Genomic DNA, 18,422 nt, shown 5'->3' on the forward strand with positions numbered 1-18,422 from the left:
CCGATACAAGTGGAACTCGACATGGCACTTCCGAAAGACGTCAAGAAGGTCGTTCTCGCCTATTCCGGCGGCCTCGACACATCCATCATCCTGAAATGGCTGCAGACCGAACTCGGCGCTGAAGTCGTCACTTTCACTGCCGATCTCGGTCAGGGGGAGGAACTGGAACCGGCGCGCAAGAAGGCCGAGATGCTGGGCATCAAGGAGATATTCATCGAGGACGTCCGCGAGGAATTCGTCCGCGATTTCGTCTTCCCGATGTTCCGTGCCAATGCCGTCTATGAAGGCGTCTACCTGCTCGGCACGTCGATTGCTCGCCCGCTGATCTCGAAGCATCTGATCGAGATCGCAAAGAAGACCGGCGCGGATGCCATCGCCCATGGCGCCACCGGCAAGGGTAACGACCAGGTTCGCTTCGAACTCTCGGCCTATGCGCTGAACCCCGACATCAAGATCATCGCGCCGTGGCGCGACTGGGCGTTCAAGAGCCGCACGGACCTCCTGAACTTCGCCGAACAGCACCAGATCCCGGTCGCCAAGGACAAGAAGGGCGAGGCTCCCTTCTCGGTCGACGCCAACCTTCTGCACTCCTCCTCCGAAGGCAAGGTTCTGGAAGACCCGGCGCAGGAAGCGCCCGAATACGTGCATATGCGCACGATCTCGCCGGAAGCCGCACCCGACAAGGCCACCGTCATCAAGATCGGCTTCCGCAAGGGCGATGCCTGCTCCATCAACGGTGTCGAGATGAGCCCGGCAACGCTGCTCGCCGAGTTGAACAATTATGGCCGCGACAACGGCATCGGCCGCCTCGACCTCGTCGAGAACCGCTTCGTCGGCATGAAGTCGCGCGGCGTCTACGAAACGCCCGGCGGCACCATCCTTCTGGCTGCGCACCGTGCGATGGAATCCATCACGCTCGACCGTGGCGCCGCCCACCTCAAGGATGAGATCATGCCGCGCTATGCCGAGCTCATCTATTACGGCTTCTGGTTCTCGCCGGAACGCGAAATGCTCCAGGCGCTCATCGACAAGAGCCAGGAACATGTCGAAGGCGAAGTCACGCTGAAGCTCTACAAGGGCAATGTCATGGTCATCGGCCGCGAGAGCGACAAGTCGCTCTATTCCGACAAGCTGGTGACGTTCGAGGACGACCAGGGTGCCTACGACCAGAAGGACGCCGCCGGCTTCATCAAGCTCAATGCGCTGCGCCTGCGCACGCTCGCCAAGCGTAACCTCGGTAACTGACCGATTCCGAACCTGCGAAAAGCCTGCCGCGCGAGAGCGTGGCAGGCTTTTTTCATGCCATTCTGCGGCTTGCGCGGAGAAAGCCGAGATAGGCGAGGATTGCGATAAACTCCATTGCCGGAATGACGATCCCGAACGCCCGCAGCGGATCGCCGATCAGCGCTCCTGCAAGACCACCGAGAAAGCCGGAGCCCATCTGCACGAAGCCGATCAGGGCCGCGGCCGAACCGGCGATCGCCGGATGCGGCTGCAGCCCCGCGGTCGTGATGTAGGGAATCACGAAGGCCATGCCAAAGGCGCAGATGGCGACCGGTACCATGATGGAAAGGAAGCTCGGGTCGACAAAAGCGACCGAAAGGGCAATGCATGCACCTCCGGTTCCGGCGAGTGCCAAGCCGGTCAGAAGCGCTCGTCGCTCACCGAGGCGTGGTGAGAGAATCCGGAGCGCGACAGATCCGAAAAAGAAGGAGCCGGTTTGCATCAGCATTCCAAATCCGAATTCGGCCGGACTCAGACCGACTCTCTTGATCAGGATGAAGGGCAGCATCGTCGCCTGCGCGTAGAGGGCGCCCACCGTGCCGGCGAGCACGAAGGCTGCGAGAAGCACCCGCATGTCTGTAACGAGCGTGGCATATGCGCCGAGAAGACGGGACGGCTTGATAAGTGCACGATCTGCAGTCGTCGTCTCGCGCATCAGGAAGGCAACGACGAGCCAGCTGAGGATGCCGAAGCCCACCATCAGGAAGAACACGGCCTGCCATCCGGAAAGGGCGAGGGCGAGGCCGCCAAGGGTCGGACCGGCCGCCGGGCCGATCGCCAGCATGATGCCGATCATGTTGAGGATGCGTGCGGCCTCCGGGCCGGTGAACTGATCCCGCACGATCGCACGCGAGACCGTGATGCCGACCGATGCCCCGACGCCCTGAACGAGCCGGCCGGCAAGTAGCAGTTCGACGGATAGTGCGAAGGCCGCAAGCAGGCTTCCCAGCAGATAAACGCCGAGAAAGGAGAGCGTGGCGATCCGCCGCCCGAAGGCGTCCGAGACCGGTCCCGCGAGCAGCTGTGCGAAGGCAAACCCAAAGAAATAGAGTGAAAGGCTGAGCTTGATGGCGGCGTCCGATGTGCCGAAGGCATGCACGAGTTCGGGCATGGCCGGCGTATAGATCGCCATCGAAACGGGGCCGATGGTCGTCAGCAGCGCGCCGATCAACGACGTTCGGCTTTCGCTCATTCGCTTTGGTGCCATTGCTCTCTGACCGGTGAACACGTTGCGCGGGAGGAGCGCCGCTGGAAAAAGGCGCAAGTGTGCGGACCATAAGCCTCCCGCCCAGATTTGACGAGAGGCAAATGACAGGGCCTCGCGCGCCTCCGGCTGGTTCGGAAGAACCGCCTACCGTGACGGGTTTTGTGCCTGCCGGTCCTTGCCAAGGCAGCGCTCGCCGCCCCATATCGGTAGACATGTCCAACCCGCCGGTCGGCCGCGAGCGACCAGATGAAGGGAATACGAGATGGCTGCAGCTTCTTCGCTCAATACCGCGCTCACCGAATGGAACGGGTTCCAGGGATTGCCCCGGTTCGAGGCGGTGTCCGACGGCGATTTCGCGCCGGCCTTCGAGGCGGCTTTCCTGGAGCATGATACGGAAATCGAGGCGATTGCCGGCAATCCGGAACCCCCGACGTTTGCAAATACGGTCACGGCGCTGGAGATCGCCGGAGAAAGTCTTTCCCGGATTTCGGCGCTGTTTTGGAATCGCGCGGGAGCCCACACCAACGAAACGATCCAGGCGCTCGAGCGAGAGATCGCGCCAAAGCTGTCGCGTCACTATTCGAAGATCGGGATGAATGTTGCGCTCTTCGCGCGCATCGACACGCTTTGGCGGGAGCGCGAGACGCTGGATCTGTCGGTTGAGGAGACGCGTGTCCTCGAGCGGCATTGGAAGGGCTTCGTCAAGTCCGGTGCCTTGCTCGCCAAGCCACAGCAGCAGAGGCTTGCCGAGATCAACGAACGACTGGCGGGCCTGGGGGCCCGGTTTGGGCAGAACGTGCTGGCCGACGAGAAGAACTGGTCGCTGATCTTGTCCTCCGATGCGGAGCTTTCCGGCCTGCCGGATTTCCTGAAGGATGCGATGGCGGCTGCTGCCCGCGAACGTGGGGCGGAGGGCACGTACGCCGTTACTCTTTCTCGCTCGATCATCGAACCGTTCCTCACCTTTTCCGAGCGGCGCGACCTGCGCGAACAGGCCTTCAGGGCCTGGACCGCTCGTGGAATGAACGAGGGTGAAACCGACAATCGCGGCATCGTGCGGGAGACGCTCTCGCTTCGGCAGGAACTGGCCGACCTGCTCGGCTATGCCGACTTCGCCGAGTTCAAGCTGGACAATACGATGGCGAAAACGGCTGGTGCCGTGAACCATCTCCTGATGACGGTTTGGGAGAAGGCTGTCCGCCGTGCCGGAGAAGAGGAGGCGGACATTGTCCGCCTGATCGCCGGAGAGGGGCGCAATCACGAGGTCATGCCCTGGGACTGGCGCCATTACGCAGAAAAGATCCGGGCGCAGAAGTTTGATTTTTCCGAAGCCGAACTGAAGCCCTATCTCCAGCTCGAGAAGATCATTGATGCCTGCTTCGATGTGGCCGGCCGGCTCTTCGGCATCATCGCAGCCGAAAAGAAGGGAATTCCGGCCTACCATCCGGACGTCCGCGTCTTCGAGATCCGCGACCGGAGCGGGACGCTTGTCGCACTCTTCCTCGGCGATTATTTCGCCCGCCCCTCCAAGCGGTCGGGCGCATGGATGAGCGCCTTCCGCTCCCAGCACAAGCTGACGATGAAGAACGGCACCACAGGTGAAATGCCGATCATCTACAATGTCTGCAATTTCGCGAAGCCTGCAGAAGGCAAGCCGGCGCTGCTTTCGCTCGATGACGCACGCACGCTGTTTCACGAATTCGGCCATGCCCTGCATGGCATGCTGTCAAACGTAACCTATCCTTCGGTCGCCGGCACAGGCGTTTCGCGTGACTTTGTGGAGCTGCCGTCGCAGCTCTATGAACACTGGCTGACCGTTCCGGAAATCCTGAAGCGCTACGCTGTCCACTACGAGACCGGCGAGCCGATGCCGAAATCGCTCCTCGACAAGGTGCTGGCGGCCCGTACGTTCAACGCTGGCTTCAACACCGTGGAGTTCACATCCTCTGCCCTGGTCGACATGGCGTTCCACACGCGGACAGCAGTCGACGACCCTATGGCTGTGCAGGAGGACGTCTTGAAGGAGATCGGCATGCCAAGTTCGATCGTGATGCGGCACGCCACGCCGCACTTTCAACACATCTTCGCCGGCGGCTATTCGGCAGGCTACTATTCGTACATGTGGTCGGAAGTTCTCGATGCGGATGCGTTCGCGGCCTTCGAGGAAACCGGTGACGCCTTCGACACGGCGATGGCCAAGAAGTTGAAGGACAACATCTATTCGGTGGGCGGTTCGGTCGATCCGGAGGACGCTTACCGGGCATTCCGGGGCAAATTGCCGGAACCTGACGCGATGCTGCGCAAGAAGGGACTGGCGATGATGGAGGAAATCCACGGCAGCGACGCCTGAACTGCCGCGGGTGTGTCACAGAACGGTGACGTAAGTTTCATCTGCGGATCAAGTGACTGACATGAAACTCTGATTGTTTCCGCCGGCGGGCGATGGTCGCCCGCCAGCCAAAACGAGGAGAGGTTTCATGACGCAGTCACTGAAGGCGCTGTCGCGTCGTTCGTTTCTTCTGTCGGCAGGCGCGACCGGCATCGTCGCCGGGTCGGGCCTGCCACTGCCGTTCTATGCCCGTGCCGCGGAGCGTCCGGTCTTCACGCACGGTGTCCAGTCGGGCGACGTCGACGTCTCTTCGGGTATGATCTGGGGCCGGGTTGATCGTCCCTCGCGGATATTCATGGAGTACGCAACGAACGAGAGCTTCTCCAACGCTGTCAAGCTGGCACCGCTCGATGCACTGCCGGAAAGCGATTTCGCCGTAAAGCGCCTGTTGACGGAACTGCCTTCTGATCAGGACATCTTCTACCGTTTCGTTGCGGCCGACCTGTCTTCGATCAACACACTCTCCGAGCCCGTTACGGGTCGCTTCCGCACAGCGCCGGCCTCGAAGCGCTCCGTGCGTTTTGCCTGGTCGGGAGATACCGCGGGGCAGGGCTGGGGCATCGACGAAACCGGCATGAAGACCTATTCAACGATGGCCAAGTATCAGCCGGACTTCTTCATTCACTCCGGTGACACGATCTATGCAGACGGCGCGATGAAGGACGAGGTCGCGCTCTCCGACGGCAGTCTCTGGAAGAACACCGTGCTGATCGACGAAAAGCGCAAGGTAGCCGAAACGCTGGCCGAGTATCGCGGGCAGTGGAAGTACAACATGCTGGATAGCCACGTCCGTGACTTCAATGCCGTCTGTCCGACGTTCTTCCAGTGGGACGACCACGAGGTCGTCAACAACTGGTCCGCGTCGAAGGATTTGACGAGCGACGATCGGTATACCGAGAAATCCGTTGCCCTTCTCTCTGCCCGCGCGGCGCGCGCTTTCCACGAGATGACGCCGATCCGCTATACACCTGCCGAGCCGGGGCGGGTATACCGCAAGATCGCCTACGGCCCGCTCGTCGACGTTTTCTTCATTGACCTGCGCTCCTACCGCGGCCCCAATCACGACAGCATGGAAAACGAGCTTTCGCCCGAGGCCCGGATCATGGGCGTCGAGCAGGCCAACTGGCTGAAGCGCGAGCTCGCCGCTTCGAAGGCAACCTGGAAGGTGATCGCCTGCGATATGCCGATCGGCGTCATCGTCTGGGACGACTCCAAGAACCGAAAGGGGGCAGAAGCGATCGCGCAGGGTGACCACGGTTCCGCAAAGGGACGTGAGCTCGAGATTGCCGACCTTCTGCGCTACATCAAGACGGCCGGCATCACCAACACCGTGTGGCTGACCGCCGACGTGCATTACACGGCTGCACACTATTACAACCCCGACAAGGCGCAGTTCCAGGATTTCGAACCGTTCTGGGAGTTCGTTTCCGGTCCGCTCCACGCAGGCACGTTCGGACCCAATGACCTCGACATGACGTTCGGGCCGGAACTGAAGTTTGTGAAGGGGCCGACGGCCGAACGGGGCCAAAACCTGCCGCCGTCGATGGGACTGCAGTTCTTTGGCCTCGTCGACATCGACGGGCAGAGCGAGCAGCTGACGGTCCGCCTCATGGATCGTGACGACAACGAGCTCTACAAGGTAACGCTCGATCCGGTCCGCAACGCCTGAGCTCTGCGGCAGGGTCGCCTCGGCGGCCCTGCCTTCCATCTCGATCGACAGTGAGAGGGTTTCCGAGAAAGGCATCAGCCAGGGCCTTTGCCTTTTTTTCTTTCGCAAATGCAAAAAACACGGTATGAGCGCGCCAAACAAACAAGGCGCCCCGTCCATTTCGCGCCCAGCCCCAGAGATACCTGATATGAAACTTCGCAATATCGCCATCATTGCGCACGTCGACCATGGGAAAACGACCCTTGTGGACGAGCTCCTGAAGCAGTCCGGTTCGTTCCGCGAAAACCAGCGCGTCGCCGAACGCGTCATGGATTCGAACGATCTGGAAAAGGAGCGCGGCATCACCATTCTCGCGAAGGCGACTTCGGTTGAATGGAAGAACACCCGTATCAACATCGTCGACACCCCCGGCCACGCCGACTTCGGCGGCGAAGTCGAGCGCATCCTGTCCATGGTGGACGGCGCGATCGTTCTGGTCGACGCTTCGGAAGGTCCGATGCCGCAGACCAAGTTCGTCGTCGGCAAGGCGCTGAAGGTCGGTCTTCGGCCGATTGTCGCGATCAACAAGATCGACCGTCCGGACGGTCGCCACGAAGAAGTCATCAACGAAGTCTTCGACCTGTTCGCCAATCTCGACGCGACCGACGAACAGCTCGACTTCCCGATCCTCTACGGTTCGGGTCGCGACGGCTGGATGAACGTCAACCCAGAAGGCCCGAAGGACCAGGGTCTGGCTCCGCTGCTCGACCTCGTGCTGGAACATGTTCCGGAGCCGAGCGTCGGTGACGAAGACGGTGCCTTCCGCATGATCGGCACGATCCTCGAAGCCAACCCCTTCCTCGGCCGCATCATCACCGGCCGCATCCATTCGGGTTCGATCAAGCCGAACCAGGCCGTCAAGGTTCTCGGCCAGGACGGCAAGACGATCGAAACGGGCCGCATCTCCAAGATCCTCGCCTTCCGCGGCATTGAGCGCCAGCCGATCGAGGAAGCCCATGCAGGCGACATCGTCGCGATCGCCGGCCTGTCCAAGGGCACCGTTGCCGACACCTTCTGCGATCCGTTGATCACCGAGCCGCTCACCGCCCAGCCGATCGATCCGCCGACCGTTACCATGTCCTTCCTAGTCAACGACAGCCCGTTGGCCGGCACCGAAGGCGACAAGGTCACCAGCCGCGTCATTCGCGATCGCCTGTTCAAGGAAGCCGAAGGCAATGTCGCACTGAAGATCGAAGAGGCCGAAGGCAAGGATTCCTTCTTCGTGTCCGGTCGTGGTGAATTGCAGCTGGCCGTCTTGATCGAGACCATGCGCCGCGAAGGCTTTGAACTTGCCGTTTCGCGTCCGCGCGTCGTCATGCACAATGACGAGACGACTGGCCAGCTCATGGAACCGATCGAGGAAGTCGTCATCGACGTCGATGAGGAACATTCCGGTATCGTCGTGCAAAAGATGTCCGAGCGTAAGGCCGAAATGGCCGAGCTTCGGCCTTCCGGTGGCAACCGCGTCCGTCTGGTCTTCTTCGCGCCGACCCGCGGCCTCATCGGCTACCAGTCGGAACTGCTGACCGATACCCGCGGTACGGCGATCATGAACCGCCTGTTCCACGACTATCAGCCCTACAAGGGTCCGATCGCCGGCCGTACCAACGGCGTGCTGCTGTCGAACGGCGCCGGCGAGGCTGTCGCCTATGCCATGTTCAATCTCGAGGACCGCGGTCCGATGATGATCGAGCCGGGCGAGAAGGTCTATGCCGGCATGATCATCGGTATCCACACGCGTGACAACGACCTCGAAGTCAACGTTCTTAAGGGCAAGCAGCTCACCAACATCCGTGCCGCTGGCAAGGATGAAGCGGTCAAGCTGACCCCGCCGATCCGCATGACCCTCGACCGCGCGCTCTCCTGGATCCAGGACGATGAACTGATGGAAGTCACGCCGAAGTCGATCCGCCTGCGCAAGACGTATCTCGACGCCAACGACCGCAAGCGTTTCGAGAAGGCACGTGCCGCACAGGCTTAATGAGCTTTCTCTAATATAAATCATTAACCCCGGTTTAAAAAACCGGGGTTTTTATTTGTGGTTACGAATTCTCCGGTCTTGTCGCAGCGTTTAAAAAAGCGTTAAATTTCTGCCTACGGTCCAGATGACAAGTCTGCCGGCAATGCTGCGTTCGCTCGAAGGGCGGATCGTGAGATTGTCCAGACGGGACGAGAGTGACGTTATGAAGACGTTGTCGATTGATGTTCGGCCTGCGGAACCGCAGGACGCTGCAGCCATCGCGGAGGCGCATCGCCTCTCGTGGCAGCATGCTTATGCCGGCCTCATTCCGCATCGTGCCCTGGCCAAGATGATCGAGCGTCGTGGCGAGACCTGGTGGCGCAAGGCCACGCGTGGTCCGGCGACCATCCTCGTGGTCGATGTTGCGGGCACGATTGCCGGGTACGCGACGGTCGGCCTCAATCGCTCCCGAGCCTTGCCGCAGGAAGGCGAGATCTATGAGATCTACATCCGCCCGGAATACCAGGGGATCGGCCTCGGTTACCTCCTTTTCGGCGAAGCGCGTCGCCTCCTGAAATCGCTCGGCTGCTCAGGTCTCGTCGTCTGGTGCCTCGAGGAGAGCGCCCATGCCTCGCAGTTCTTCCGCTCGAACGGTGGTGTGGACGCCGTCGAGGGCATGGAGGATTTCGGCGACGTGCAGCTGAAGAAGCTGGGTTTCATCTGGCACTAAATCTGGTGGAGGTCGCAGCTTACTGTGCAGTCTCCGGCCAAACGTGTGTCGGTTCACCGCTCTTTTCGCCGCGTTTCCCGAACCATGTGCTTCTATCGCTGCCACAGGTAAATCCCGGCACCTGTTCGTCGGCCACTCGACGGGCGAGTTCGTTGGCCTTCGGATTGGACAGCGCATCCACGTAGCCGACGACGCAGCCGAGGCCGTCGTCCGGCTGGGCGACACGGGAAATGACGAGGACCTGGCCGTTGCTTTCCTTGGTCGGCATTCCGGCTTGATCGTCGATGTTTTCAATGAACCAGCGGAGGATGGTCGCGAAAGGCCTGCCCCCGGTGTCGCGCCTCCATTCGATCTTGCTGCCGACATGGTTGAAAACCGTGAAGGACTCGAAGACTTCGTTCTCCAGTTTCTTGTCGACTGCGCCGTAGAGGGTGCTCTGACGGAGATCGCTCTCGGCGAAGTGCACGTCATATCCGTCATACCCACGACATAGCAGGCTGGCGCCCATCTCGTCCTCTGCGACCGTGCGGCATTTGTCGAGGTCGAGGTCCGTATAGGCGCTGTCGTTGGCCTGTGCCGCATGGGTGATCACCGGCCAGATCAGCGCTGCCGCCAGCAATGTGGAAATAGGTGGTTTCATCGTGCATCCCCCGTTTATGCCGTTATAACAGTCATGCTGCGGTTGGCGCGAGATGCCGTAGAAAAAACAGTGGGCCTGGCAGGCCGCGCGCGGCGACGGCGGATGAGACGTTCTCCCAAAGCCGTGTTGCATTGCGCAATGATTCCCATTAGGACAGCCGGGATTTCAACCTACCCATGGGGTTATACATGCGCATCGATGCAATTGCCGTTGGCAAGAACCCGCCCGACGACATCAACGTCATCGTCGAAGTTCCGGTCGGTGGTCATCCGATCAAGTATGAAATGGACAAGGATGCCGGCGCGCTCATCGTTGATCGCTTCCTCTACACTCCGATGACCTACCCGGGCAATTACGGCTTCGTGCCGCACACATTGTCCGACGACGGCGACCCGATCGACGTGCTGATCTGCAATACCCGCCCGCTGCTGCCCGGCTGCGTCATCAATGTCCGCCCGATCGGCGTGATGATCATGGAAGACAATTCCGGCAAGGACGAGAAGATCATCGCGGTCCCGTCCCACCAGCTGACCCAGCGTTACGACAAGATTGAGAACTATACCGATCTGCCGGAAATCACACTGAAGCAGATCGAGCACTTCTTCGAGCACTACAAGGATCTCGAGCCCGGCAAATGGGTGAAGATCGGCGGCTGGCAGGACGTCAGCGTCGCCAAGCAGCTCATCCTCGAAGCCGTGCAGCGCGCCAAGACCTCCAAGTAAGCGTTCAGCGCGTCAACAGCGCCTCGACCTTCTCTGCCAAGTCCTTCGGATCGCCGTCGATCCGGAGGACTTTTTGTCTGGCGGTATCGCCGGAGATCACCGAAATTGAGGATTTCGGCACACCGACCGCCTTCGCGAGGAGAGCGATGAGGGCTTTGTTGGCCTTTCCTTTTTCCGGAACCGCCGTCACCTTCGCCTTCAGATGCGCTTCGTCGTTGGCATTGACCTCGACGCCGTCCACCTGGTCACGGCCGGCGTTCGGCGTCAGCCGTACGGACAGCCGCAAATGGTCGCTGTGGATGCTATATGGGAGCTTCAAGCGAAGATCGGATAAATGCTCGTCCACATCAGGGACCGGATGAAAAAGATGATCAGCAGGACGATGATCGGCGAAATGTCGATGCCACCCAGATCAGGCAGTACGCGTCGGATAGGGCGCAATGCCGGCTCGGTCACATTGTAGAAGAACGTTCCGAGTGAATTGACGAAACGATTGCTCGAGTTGATCACGTTGAAGGCGTAGAGCCAGGAGAAAATGGCACTCCCGATGAGGACCCAAGTGTAAAGGCTGAGGGCCAAATCGATCGTTTGAAACAACGCCAGCATAATCGTCTCCATTTCAAGGTTGACAGAGATGTAGACATTGGCAGCTTATCGGGCAAGTGCCGCAGGCAGACACAGGGGGAATCATGCTTAATGGTCCCGCTGATTTTTCGGCCGAGTCCCACCTTCCGAAAGGATCGCTTCCCGACCATGTCCGCACATCCGTCCGGCGACCGCTTCGCAGCCTTCAGGCATGCCTCCTATCTCCGCTTCTTCCTCTCGCGGTTCCTCGCGGCCTTCGCGACGCAGATTCTCAGCGTCTCGGTCGGCTGGCAGATGTATGACGAGACGAAAAGCGCCTTCTATCTCGGATTGATCGGTCTTTTCCAGTTTCTGCCAGCGCTGCTTCTCATCCTTGTGACCGGTTCAGTCGCGGACCGTTACAACCGCCGGGCCATCGTCGCGATCTGCATGATCGTCAGCGCCCTTTGCGGCGCGTCTTTTCTTGCAATCACACTGATGGATGCCTTTTCGCCGGTTCTGGTGTTCGCAATCCTGGTCGTCTTCGGCATCGAGCGCGCGTTCAATGCGCCGGCGACGCAATCGCTGGCCCCCAACCTCGTCCCCGAGGAGGATCTGCCGAATGCGGTGGCGTGGAACTCCACGTCCTGGCAGACGGCTTCGATTCTCGGGCCGGTCGCGGGCGGCCTGCTTTACGGCGTGAGCCCCGTGGTCGCCTACTCGGTCGCATTGGCGTTCTTTTCAACAGCAGCGCTTCTTGTCTTCCTGGTCGAGCGACCGGCGCAGAGAATTTCCAACAAGGCAGTGACCTGGACGACCGTGCTTGCGGGATTCCGCTTCATCTGGAGCGAGAAAGTCGTTCTCGGCGCGATTTCGCTCGATCTCTTTGCGGTGCTGCTCGGGGGCGCTGTCGCCCTCATGCCAATCTTTGCGCGTGATATCCTCGTGCTTGGACCGTGGGGACTCGGGCTGCTGCGTGCGGCTCCCGGCATCGGCGCCATTCTCGTCGCGATCGTTCTCGCGGGCTTCCCGATACGCCACAATGCCGGTCTGTTCATGTTCGTAGGCGTCGCACTGTTCGGTGTCGGCACGATCATCTTCGGCCTCTCGGAAACAGCCTGGATTTCCATTTTGGCGCTCATGCTGATGGGGGCCGCCGATATGGCGTCGGTCTATGTCCGCGAGACGCTGATCGCGCTCTGGACGCCCGATGACGTGCGAGGCCGCGTGAATGCGGTCAATATGGTCTTCGTCGGCGCTTCCAACGAGCTGGGTGAGTTCCGTGCCGGCACGATGGCCTCGCTGGTCGGGGCCGTGCCCGCTGTCGTGATTGGTGGACTGGGAACGCTTGCTGTGGCGATCCTTTGGGCTGGCGGTTTCCCGCAACTGCGACGCATCGACAGCCTCGACGCGCCGATGCGTCAGGATACCCGCTGAGGCTTTCGCTCGAAGACGAGCTCGAGGAAATCGGAGAGCCATGCCCTGAGGGGGCATCGAAGATCATGCGGCCTTCGAGATGGTCGCGCCCGGGCTGTGCGTTCGGCATGACGAAGCGATGGGCGCCATGGACGACCCAACGCTGCATCATGGCGCGGGTGAGTTCCGCATGAAACTGCAGGCCCCAGGCATGCTCGCCGTAACGGATCGCCTGATTGCGGTAGAGGTCACCCTCGGCGAGCAGTTCGCATCCATGCGGCAGGTCGAACCCTTCGCGGTGGAAGTGATAGACCATTTGCGGCCAGCGCATGAGCAGGCGGCCGTGCTCGGTTGGACGGATCGGATACCAGCCGATCTCGACCAGACTGTTCCGGTCGGCGGTGACCTTTCCGCCAAGATTGCGGACCATCATCTGTGCGCCGAGACAGATGCCGAGGAACGGCTTCTTCTCCTTCAGCGGAACGGCGATCCAGTCGATTTCATCGCGAATGAACTGGTCAGGATCGTTTGCGCTCATCGGCCCGCCGAAGATGACGGCTCCGGAGTGTCCGGCCAGCGTCTCTGGAAGCGGGTCGCCGAGCGGCGGTCTGCGGATGTCGAGCGGATAACCTTTCTCGAGCAGCATCTGGCCGACCCGGCCCGCGCTCGAGCGCTCCTGATGGAGGACGAGCAGGACCGGTGCCTTCTGCCGTGATCTCAAGGGGTCATGAAGCATCCTTGCTCCCCTGGGTCGAGCGCATGACCGCTTCGCGGCGCTGGCTCACGCGATCACGGTCGGAGACTCCGAGCAGATCGGCGATCCGCCATACGACGTGATCTTCCATTTCGCTTCGGCTGCCATCGGCATAAACGATGTCCCAGAGAATACCGAGCAGCTGAAGCCGCTGCTCCTCGTCCAGATGCCGCTTGATGTCGGACGTGAAGCGATAATAGTCGACGGCTTCGCTCTCGGCCCTCTGGCCCGCCTTCAGCAGAGCTTGGAGTTCCGCGTCGTCCAGCCGGTATTCATCCCTCAGCAACTGTTCGAGTTTCTCCCGCTCCGCCTCGTGGACCACGCCGTCGGCTTCCATAACCTGGAAGCAAAGGGCTGCGACCGCTATCCGCGGGTCGTCGGGAGATATGGCATCATTGCCGCGGCCCTGTGTCAGGTTCTGGAAAAAGGCCTGGAGGCGTTCGAGCATCTGTCTTCCTTCAGAAAAGGCGCAAGCGGTTCTTGTCGTCGGCCGGTCGCTGGCCCTCGCGCACGCCCGGGTCGTCCGGAGGATGGCCGAAGAAGGGCGAGGCCGTTTCGGCCGGCTCCGGCATGCGGACCGGTTCCGCGGGCGTTTTGGGTGACGCCGACACGTCTGTCTTTTCGACTTGTTCGACGACCGCGCGTTTCTCGGTCGAGGACTGAGCCTTCTTCACCGGCGGAAGCGCATTGATTGCGGCGTCCCCACGCGAGACGATGCCCTCCTCGACCGGGCCTTCCAGTTGATCGAAGGGAACCTTCCACTCGAAGGCGTCGAGGCGACCGGACAGGGGCGACACAGGCAGCCATTTCTCCGAAATGTGGCCGTCTGCAATCCAGACCGGGTCACGCGGGGCGCGCAGTGCCTGGGCCATCCAGTAGCGTACGCGTCCCTGGTCACCGGTTTCTGCCTCTTCGATATCGGCGAGCAAGAGATAAACCCGTTCGCGGGCGTCCATGCGGGCCGCCTCTTCCGCCTTTAGACGGGCCTTGGCGAATTCCTGGGCGTCGAGAGCCGCCTCGGCGACAATCAGGAGCCCTTCGACATTGTTGGGGCGCAACGAGTCCAGCCTTTCGGCACGCTTCAGCCGATCGACAGTGCTGTCCCCACCCCGGGCCCGGACATATGTTCTGGCGATGTCCGGATGCGGAGCGACCTTCCATGTCTGCTCGAGAATCGACGACGCCTTCCGCACATTGTCTTCGCGCAAATAGGCCTTCGCCGCAACGACGGCGGCAGGAACGAGATCTTTCGCGAGTTTCAGGGCATGCACGGCGCTGTCGCGGGCGCCGGCAGGATCACCTTCGAGCTGCTCTTCGGCCCTGGCCGTCAGCAGGACCGCCTTCAGGCGGTCAGCCTCCGGCCGGCCGAGAACATGGGCCACGCGCTGCTGGTCGAGCAGGCGGATCGCGTCCTCCCATTGGCCGGACTGACAACGGTATTCAAGGGTGGCCTTGGCTGCCCAAGGCAGATAAGGCGCCTGCTCTGCGGCCGTCTCCGCATATTGCCGTGCGGCCTCATGCGCGCCGAGGCGACTTGCTTCCGCATAGAGACCGTGGAGCCCGAGCTCTCTTGTCTCGGGGTCGTCTGCCATCTGCTGATAGAGCCGACGGGCTTCATCGTGCCTGCCTTCGATCGCTGCCGTCTGCGCTTCGAGAACGAGGATCAGCGGCTCCTGCTCCGCTCGCAGAAGACCGCGAGCACGCGCGCTCATTTTGTGGGCCAGCAATGCGTTGCCGGCACCCGCGGCAATGAGACCGGTGGAGAGTGCCTGATAGCCGCGGTCCCGCTTGCGCGCGCGGAAGAAGCGGCGCGCCGAGTGTGGTGATGTCCAGAGCAGGCGGACGACCCACCAGGCCAGCATCACCGCGACGATCATCGCAAGGACGACGGTCGCGGCAACGGTCAGACTCATCTCGATCAGCTGACCCTGCCAGAGGATCGAGAGGGAGCCTGGCCGCTCGGCGAGCCAGGCAAAGCCGAATCCGAGGGCGAGAACGGTGAGAATGAAAAGAAGTGTCCGGATCATCACGCGTTCCTCAGCCTCGGTTGCCGCCGACGGCGCCGGTCATGGCGGTGCCCACCAGCTTCTCGACCTCGATCCGCGATTTCAGCGCCTTGGCGAAATCAGCCGATGCGGCCTTGCCGGTCTCCGGCAAGGTGTCCCATTCGAGCGAAGCGCCCTGGAGATCGCCGTTTCGAAGCTTGTCCTCCATGCGCGCGACGATCGCTTCCGGCGTGTCGCCTTCCACATTCCCGACCGGACGAACCTTGACGACCGAGAGTGCGCTTGAGAGCAGCCGCTCAGCCAACCCCTGGTTCGGGTCCGGCTGATTGACAGCCGAGAGGATGGCGCTTGCGACATCCTGGAACTGACGTACGAGCTCCGCACGCGAGGGAACTCCCGTGCGCGCATAGTCCCGAAGCGAGCCGATGATCGGGTCGTCGGGTGCAACACCGGCGAGGGTGTCTAGTTCCGTCAGGAACGTGCCTCCGCGATCAACCGCAGCCTTCAGTCCGGCCACGGCGATCGCACGGGCCACTTCGACATCGTCCCGGGGTTCTTCGATCTTCTTCTCGATTTCGGCGATGCGCCCGTCGAGGCTCGTCTCTAGCTCCGAAAGCCTGCCGGTCGTCGCTTCCCCACTCGACCGAAGGGTCTCAAGCGTGCTCTGCAAGCCTGTCAGCTGCTCCCGGACCTGATCGAGCGCGGCGGTATCGATGGCCGGCGTCGGCTGGCTCGCCGCACCTTCAAGGGCCGTCAGACGCTCCTCGATCTTCTTCGTGTCCGGGCCTTGCGAAACAGCGGATCGAAGGCCTTCAACCTCATTTTTCAGAGCGGCGAGCTCGGTCATCTGGTCGGTGGTGGAAGGCCCCGACGCGGGAGATAGGGCGGGTAGATAGCCGGCATATTGCATGCTGCCGGCAGCGGCGAGGGCGACGAGGCCACCAACAATGCCGGCAGCCGCAACGGCTGCCATCGTGGGTGCCCCTTTCGGCTGACGTGGTGCCTCGGGGGGATGGATTCGGATTTCGTGTTGTCCGTCTCGACGGTGTCGGTCACCGGCCCGGCCTCGGTCTCTGTGCGAGTCGCTGTCTCCGCCTCCTCCGGCGCCCGCGCCTCGGCCTCGACGTCGGCCGCATGTTCTTCCGGGTTCTCTGTAGCGGAGGCCGGCGAAGAGGCGTCAGATGCGGTTTCCTCTGCCTGCAGGTCGATGGTGACCGGTTCGTTCGAGGATTTGGAGCGACGTGGCGGCTTTCCGGAAACCATGGATACCTCTTCTTCCGTGCAGTACTTTGAAGTTAGTCAGTGACGGCCTTTATGGAAAGGGCTCATGTCCATTTTGCGCCTAAGGGAGGGGTTCCAGCAACGCCAGAAGCGCCGTTTCATCGGATGATGCCGCCACGGATGCCTTTTCACGGAACTCGGCCGGAACAGCGGTGAATACGTTGCTGCTCATGCAAAAAAAGCGGATGTCCCGGAGCACCCCGTCAGTGTCGGAGGCTTCCACTGCGGCAAAAAAACGCTTCGCCGTCTCAGCCGAATAGAGAAGTACGACGTCGATCCGCTCGGTCTCGAAGATGTGCCGGAGCGCGGTCGACGCGCCCTCGACGGGTGTCATCTCGTAGCATTCCGCGACCGTGACATGGACGCCGTACTCCGCAAGACGTGCTTCGAAAACGGGTGACCGTGGAGATCCTGCTAGATAGAGGAGCGCACCGCCCTGCCTCGTCTCGCCAAAGTGAGCGCTGACACAACTGGCGAGAGTGGCCCCATCTCCACCGGCGGCGATGACATTTGCGAAACCCAACCTCCGTGCAGCGTCAGCGGAAGACGGTCCGACGGCGAAAACCGTGTCGGCGAGGAAAGGCGCCAGGCAGTCTGTGAGCGCCGAGAGTGTTCGGATCGCCTCCGCGCTGGTGATGGCGATTGCCGCATGCGGAAGGGCAAGCGCTGAAAGCGCCGCCTCCGGATGGCGGATTGGCGCAGTCAATGGCAGGAGGACAGGCTCGTGACCCCGCGTCCGCAGCTTTGCGGCCGTCTTTTCTCCTGCCTCCGGCGGCCGGGTCACGAGGACGCGCATTGGGTCAGGTCCAGTCGGCGAAAAAGCCGATGCCCGCTCTGCTCCGGATCGTCTCGCCGGCGGTGCGTCCGATGGCGGCGGCTTCACTTGCCTTGCCTTCGGCGCGGATTTCATGGAAGCGCGATCCATCCGGCGTCAGAATCATGCCGTGGAAGGCGACATGTCCGCCTTCGACTTTTGCCAGCCCGGCGATGGGTGTCCGGCAGGAACCGTCAAGGGTTGCAAGGAAGCCGCGTTCACAGGTGACGGCCGTCCATGTGACCGGGTCGTTGATAGCGGAAATCAGGTCGTCCGTCCGCTTGTCGCCAAGCCGGCTTTCGATGCAGATCGCGCCTTGTGCGGGAGCCGGCGGGAAACTCTCCGGGTCGAGGACCTCGGTTGCGACATCGGTCTTGCCGAGCCGGTTCAATCCGGCCATGGCAAGCAGTGTCGCGTCCGCTTCGCCTTCGGCGAGCTTGCGCAGACGCGTGTCGACCTGGCCACGAAAGATGGTGACGTTGAGATCGGGACGCAGGCGACGGATCAGCGCCTGACGTCGGAGCGAGGCCGATCCGACCACCGCGCCTGATGGAAGACCCATGAGAGTCGGGGCGATCTTGCCGACGAACGCGTCGCGCACGTCCTCGCGCGGCAGGAAGGCCGAGATATGGAGACCCTGCGGCAGCAGGGTCGGCATGTCCTTCGACGAATGCACTGCGAAATCGAGCCGACCGTCGGCGAGCTGTTCTTCAAGTTCTGCAGTGAAGAGGCCCTTGCCGCCGATGGCTGCCAGAGCGCGGTCCTGAATCCTGTCACCCTGTGTCGAGAGGATGACGATCTCGAACATTTCCTCCGGCAGGCCATGCGCTTCCATCAATCGTTTGCGAGTTTCATGGGCCTGAGCGAGCGCAAGCGGACTGCCCCGGGTTCCGATTCGGAAAGGTTTTGTTTGCATCCGATTTCATCCGTTGTTACCGACGTTCCTC

General features: G+C 61.6%; 15 protein-coding genes and 2 pseudogenes. 7 read left to right on the top strand and 10 right to left on the bottom strand.

Annotation, left to right across the window (positions count from 1 at the left end; translation table 11 throughout):
* The first annotated feature begins 21 nt into the window (after positions 1-21).
* Positions 22-1,245, top strand: a complete 1,224-nt coding sequence (locus H4I97_RS00235) for an argininosuccinate synthase (RefSeq protein ID WP_182305994.1) — start codon at positions 22-24, stop codon at positions 1,243-1,245.
* A 52-nt stretch (positions 1,246-1,297) separates the two neighbouring features.
* Here H4I97_RS00235 and H4I97_RS00240 read toward each other — a convergent pair whose 3' ends face one another.
* Positions 1,298-2,491: a multidrug effflux MFS transporter gene (locus H4I97_RS00240; protein ID WP_182305995.1), complete on the bottom strand. Its 1,194-nt coding sequence runs from the start codon at positions 2,489-2,491 to the stop codon at positions 1,298-1,300.
* 262 nt (positions 2,492-2,753) lie between these two features.
* On the opposite strand from H4I97_RS00240, the gene H4I97_RS00245 reads away from it, so the two are divergent.
* The 4 genes from H4I97_RS00245 (at position 2,754) to H4I97_RS00260 (ending at position 9,278) form a co-directional block, all read left to right on the top strand.
* On the top strand, positions 2,754-4,841 hold the full coding sequence (locus H4I97_RS00245; RefSeq protein ID WP_182305996.1) for a M3 family metallopeptidase: 2,088 nt from the start codon (positions 2,754-2,756) through the stop codon (positions 4,839-4,841).
* A 127-nt stretch (positions 4,842-4,968) separates the two neighbouring features.
* Positions 4,969-6,549, top strand: a complete 1,581-nt coding sequence (locus H4I97_RS00250; protein ID WP_182305997.1) for an alkaline phosphatase D family protein — start codon at positions 4,969-4,971, stop codon at positions 6,547-6,549.
* Positions 6,550-6,736: 187 nt separating this feature from the next.
* Positions 6,737-8,569 carry a translational GTPase TypA gene (typA, locus tag H4I97_RS00255; RefSeq protein ID WP_182305998.1) on the top strand — a complete coding sequence of 611 codons (1,833 nt, stop codon included), beginning with the start codon at positions 6,737-6,739 and terminating at the stop codon, positions 8,567-8,569.
* Positions 8,570-8,771: 202 nt separating this feature from the next.
* Positions 8,772-9,278, top strand: coding sequence for a GNAT family N-acetyltransferase (locus H4I97_RS00260; RefSeq protein ID WP_182305999.1), 507 nt, complete (start codon positions 8,772-8,774; stop codon positions 9,276-9,278).
* Between the two features lie 19 nt (positions 9,279-9,297).
* On the opposite strand, the gene H4I97_RS00265 is transcribed toward H4I97_RS00260, so the two are convergent.
* Positions 9,298-9,918 carry a hypothetical protein gene (locus H4I97_RS00265; RefSeq protein WP_182306000.1) on the bottom strand — a complete coding sequence of 207 codons (621 nt, stop codon included), beginning with the start codon at positions 9,916-9,918 and terminating at the stop codon, positions 9,298-9,300.
* 188 nt (positions 9,919-10,106) lie between these two features.
* Between H4I97_RS00265 and ppa the strand changes: the two genes are divergently transcribed.
* Entirely contained in the window at positions 10,107-10,640 is a 534-nt protein-coding gene (gene ppa, locus H4I97_RS00270; RefSeq protein ID WP_182306001.1) for an inorganic diphosphatase, read from the top strand.
* Positions 10,641-10,644: 4 nt separating this feature from the next.
* Here ppa and H4I97_RS00275 read toward each other — a convergent pair whose 3' ends face one another.
* Positions 10,645-10,959 (bottom strand): DUF167 domain-containing protein, encoded by a 315-nt coding sequence (locus H4I97_RS00275; RefSeq protein ID WP_182306002.1) that lies wholly within the window; start codon positions 10,957-10,959, stop codon positions 10,645-10,647.
* Positions 10,956-11,246: a YggT family protein gene (locus H4I97_RS00280; protein ID WP_129333917.1), complete on the bottom strand. Its 291-nt coding sequence runs from the start codon at positions 11,244-11,246 to the stop codon at positions 10,956-10,958. The genes H4I97_RS00275 and H4I97_RS00280 overlap by 4 nt, the downstream gene beginning before the upstream one ends.
* A gap of 147 nt (positions 11,247-11,393) precedes the next feature.
* Here H4I97_RS00280 and H4I97_RS00285 point away from each other — a divergent pair, with 147 nt between their 5' ends.
* The gene (locus tag H4I97_RS00285) at positions 11,394-12,641 is read left to right on the top strand and encodes an MFS transporter (protein WP_182306003.1); all 1,248 of its coding nucleotides are present in this window, start codon (positions 11,394-11,396) and stop codon (positions 12,639-12,641) included.
* On the opposite strand, the pseudogene H4I97_RS00290 reads toward H4I97_RS00285, so the two are convergent.
* The 6 genes and pseudogenes from H4I97_RS00290 to hemC all read right to left on the bottom strand — a co-directional run bounded on the left by H4I97_RS00290 (position 12,626) and on the right by hemC (position 18,391).
* Positions 12,626-13,356, bottom strand: a pseudogene (locus tag H4I97_RS00290) (glutamine amidotransferase). The gene H4I97_RS00285 and the pseudogene H4I97_RS00290 sit on opposite strands and share 16 nt — an antisense overlap.
* A complete protein-coding gene (locus tag H4I97_RS00295) occupies positions 13,346-13,822 on the bottom strand; it encodes a tellurite resistance TerB family protein (protein ID WP_182306004.1) in 477 nt (158 codons plus the stop codon). Before H4I97_RS00295 ends, H4I97_RS00290 begins: the two are co-directional and overlap by 11 nt.
* A 10-nt stretch (positions 13,823-13,832) precedes the next feature.
* Complete coding sequence (locus H4I97_RS00300) at positions 13,833-15,401, bottom strand: heme biosynthesis protein HemY (RefSeq protein ID WP_182306005.1); 1,569 nt, start codon at positions 15,399-15,401, stop codon at positions 13,833-13,835.
* A gap of 10 nt (positions 15,402-15,411) precedes the next feature.
* Positions 15,412-16,643: pseudogene (locus H4I97_RS00305) on the bottom strand (COG4223 family protein).
* A gap of 79 nt (positions 16,644-16,722) precedes the next feature.
* Complete coding sequence (locus H4I97_RS00310) at positions 16,723-17,457, bottom strand: uroporphyrinogen-III synthase (protein WP_182306006.1); 735 nt, start codon at positions 17,455-17,457, stop codon at positions 16,723-16,725.
* Between the two features lie 4 nt (positions 17,458-17,461).
* A complete protein-coding gene (hemC, locus tag H4I97_RS00315) occupies positions 17,462-18,391 on the bottom strand; it encodes a hydroxymethylbilane synthase (protein ID WP_182306007.1) in 930 nt (309 codons plus the stop codon).
* Positions 18,392-18,422 lie beyond the last annotated feature (31 nt).

The organism is Ciceribacter thiooxidans (genome assembly GCF_014126615.1).
GTDB classification, from domain to species: domain Bacteria; phylum Pseudomonadota; class Alphaproteobacteria; order Rhizobiales; family Rhizobiaceae; genus Allorhizobium; species Allorhizobium thiooxidans.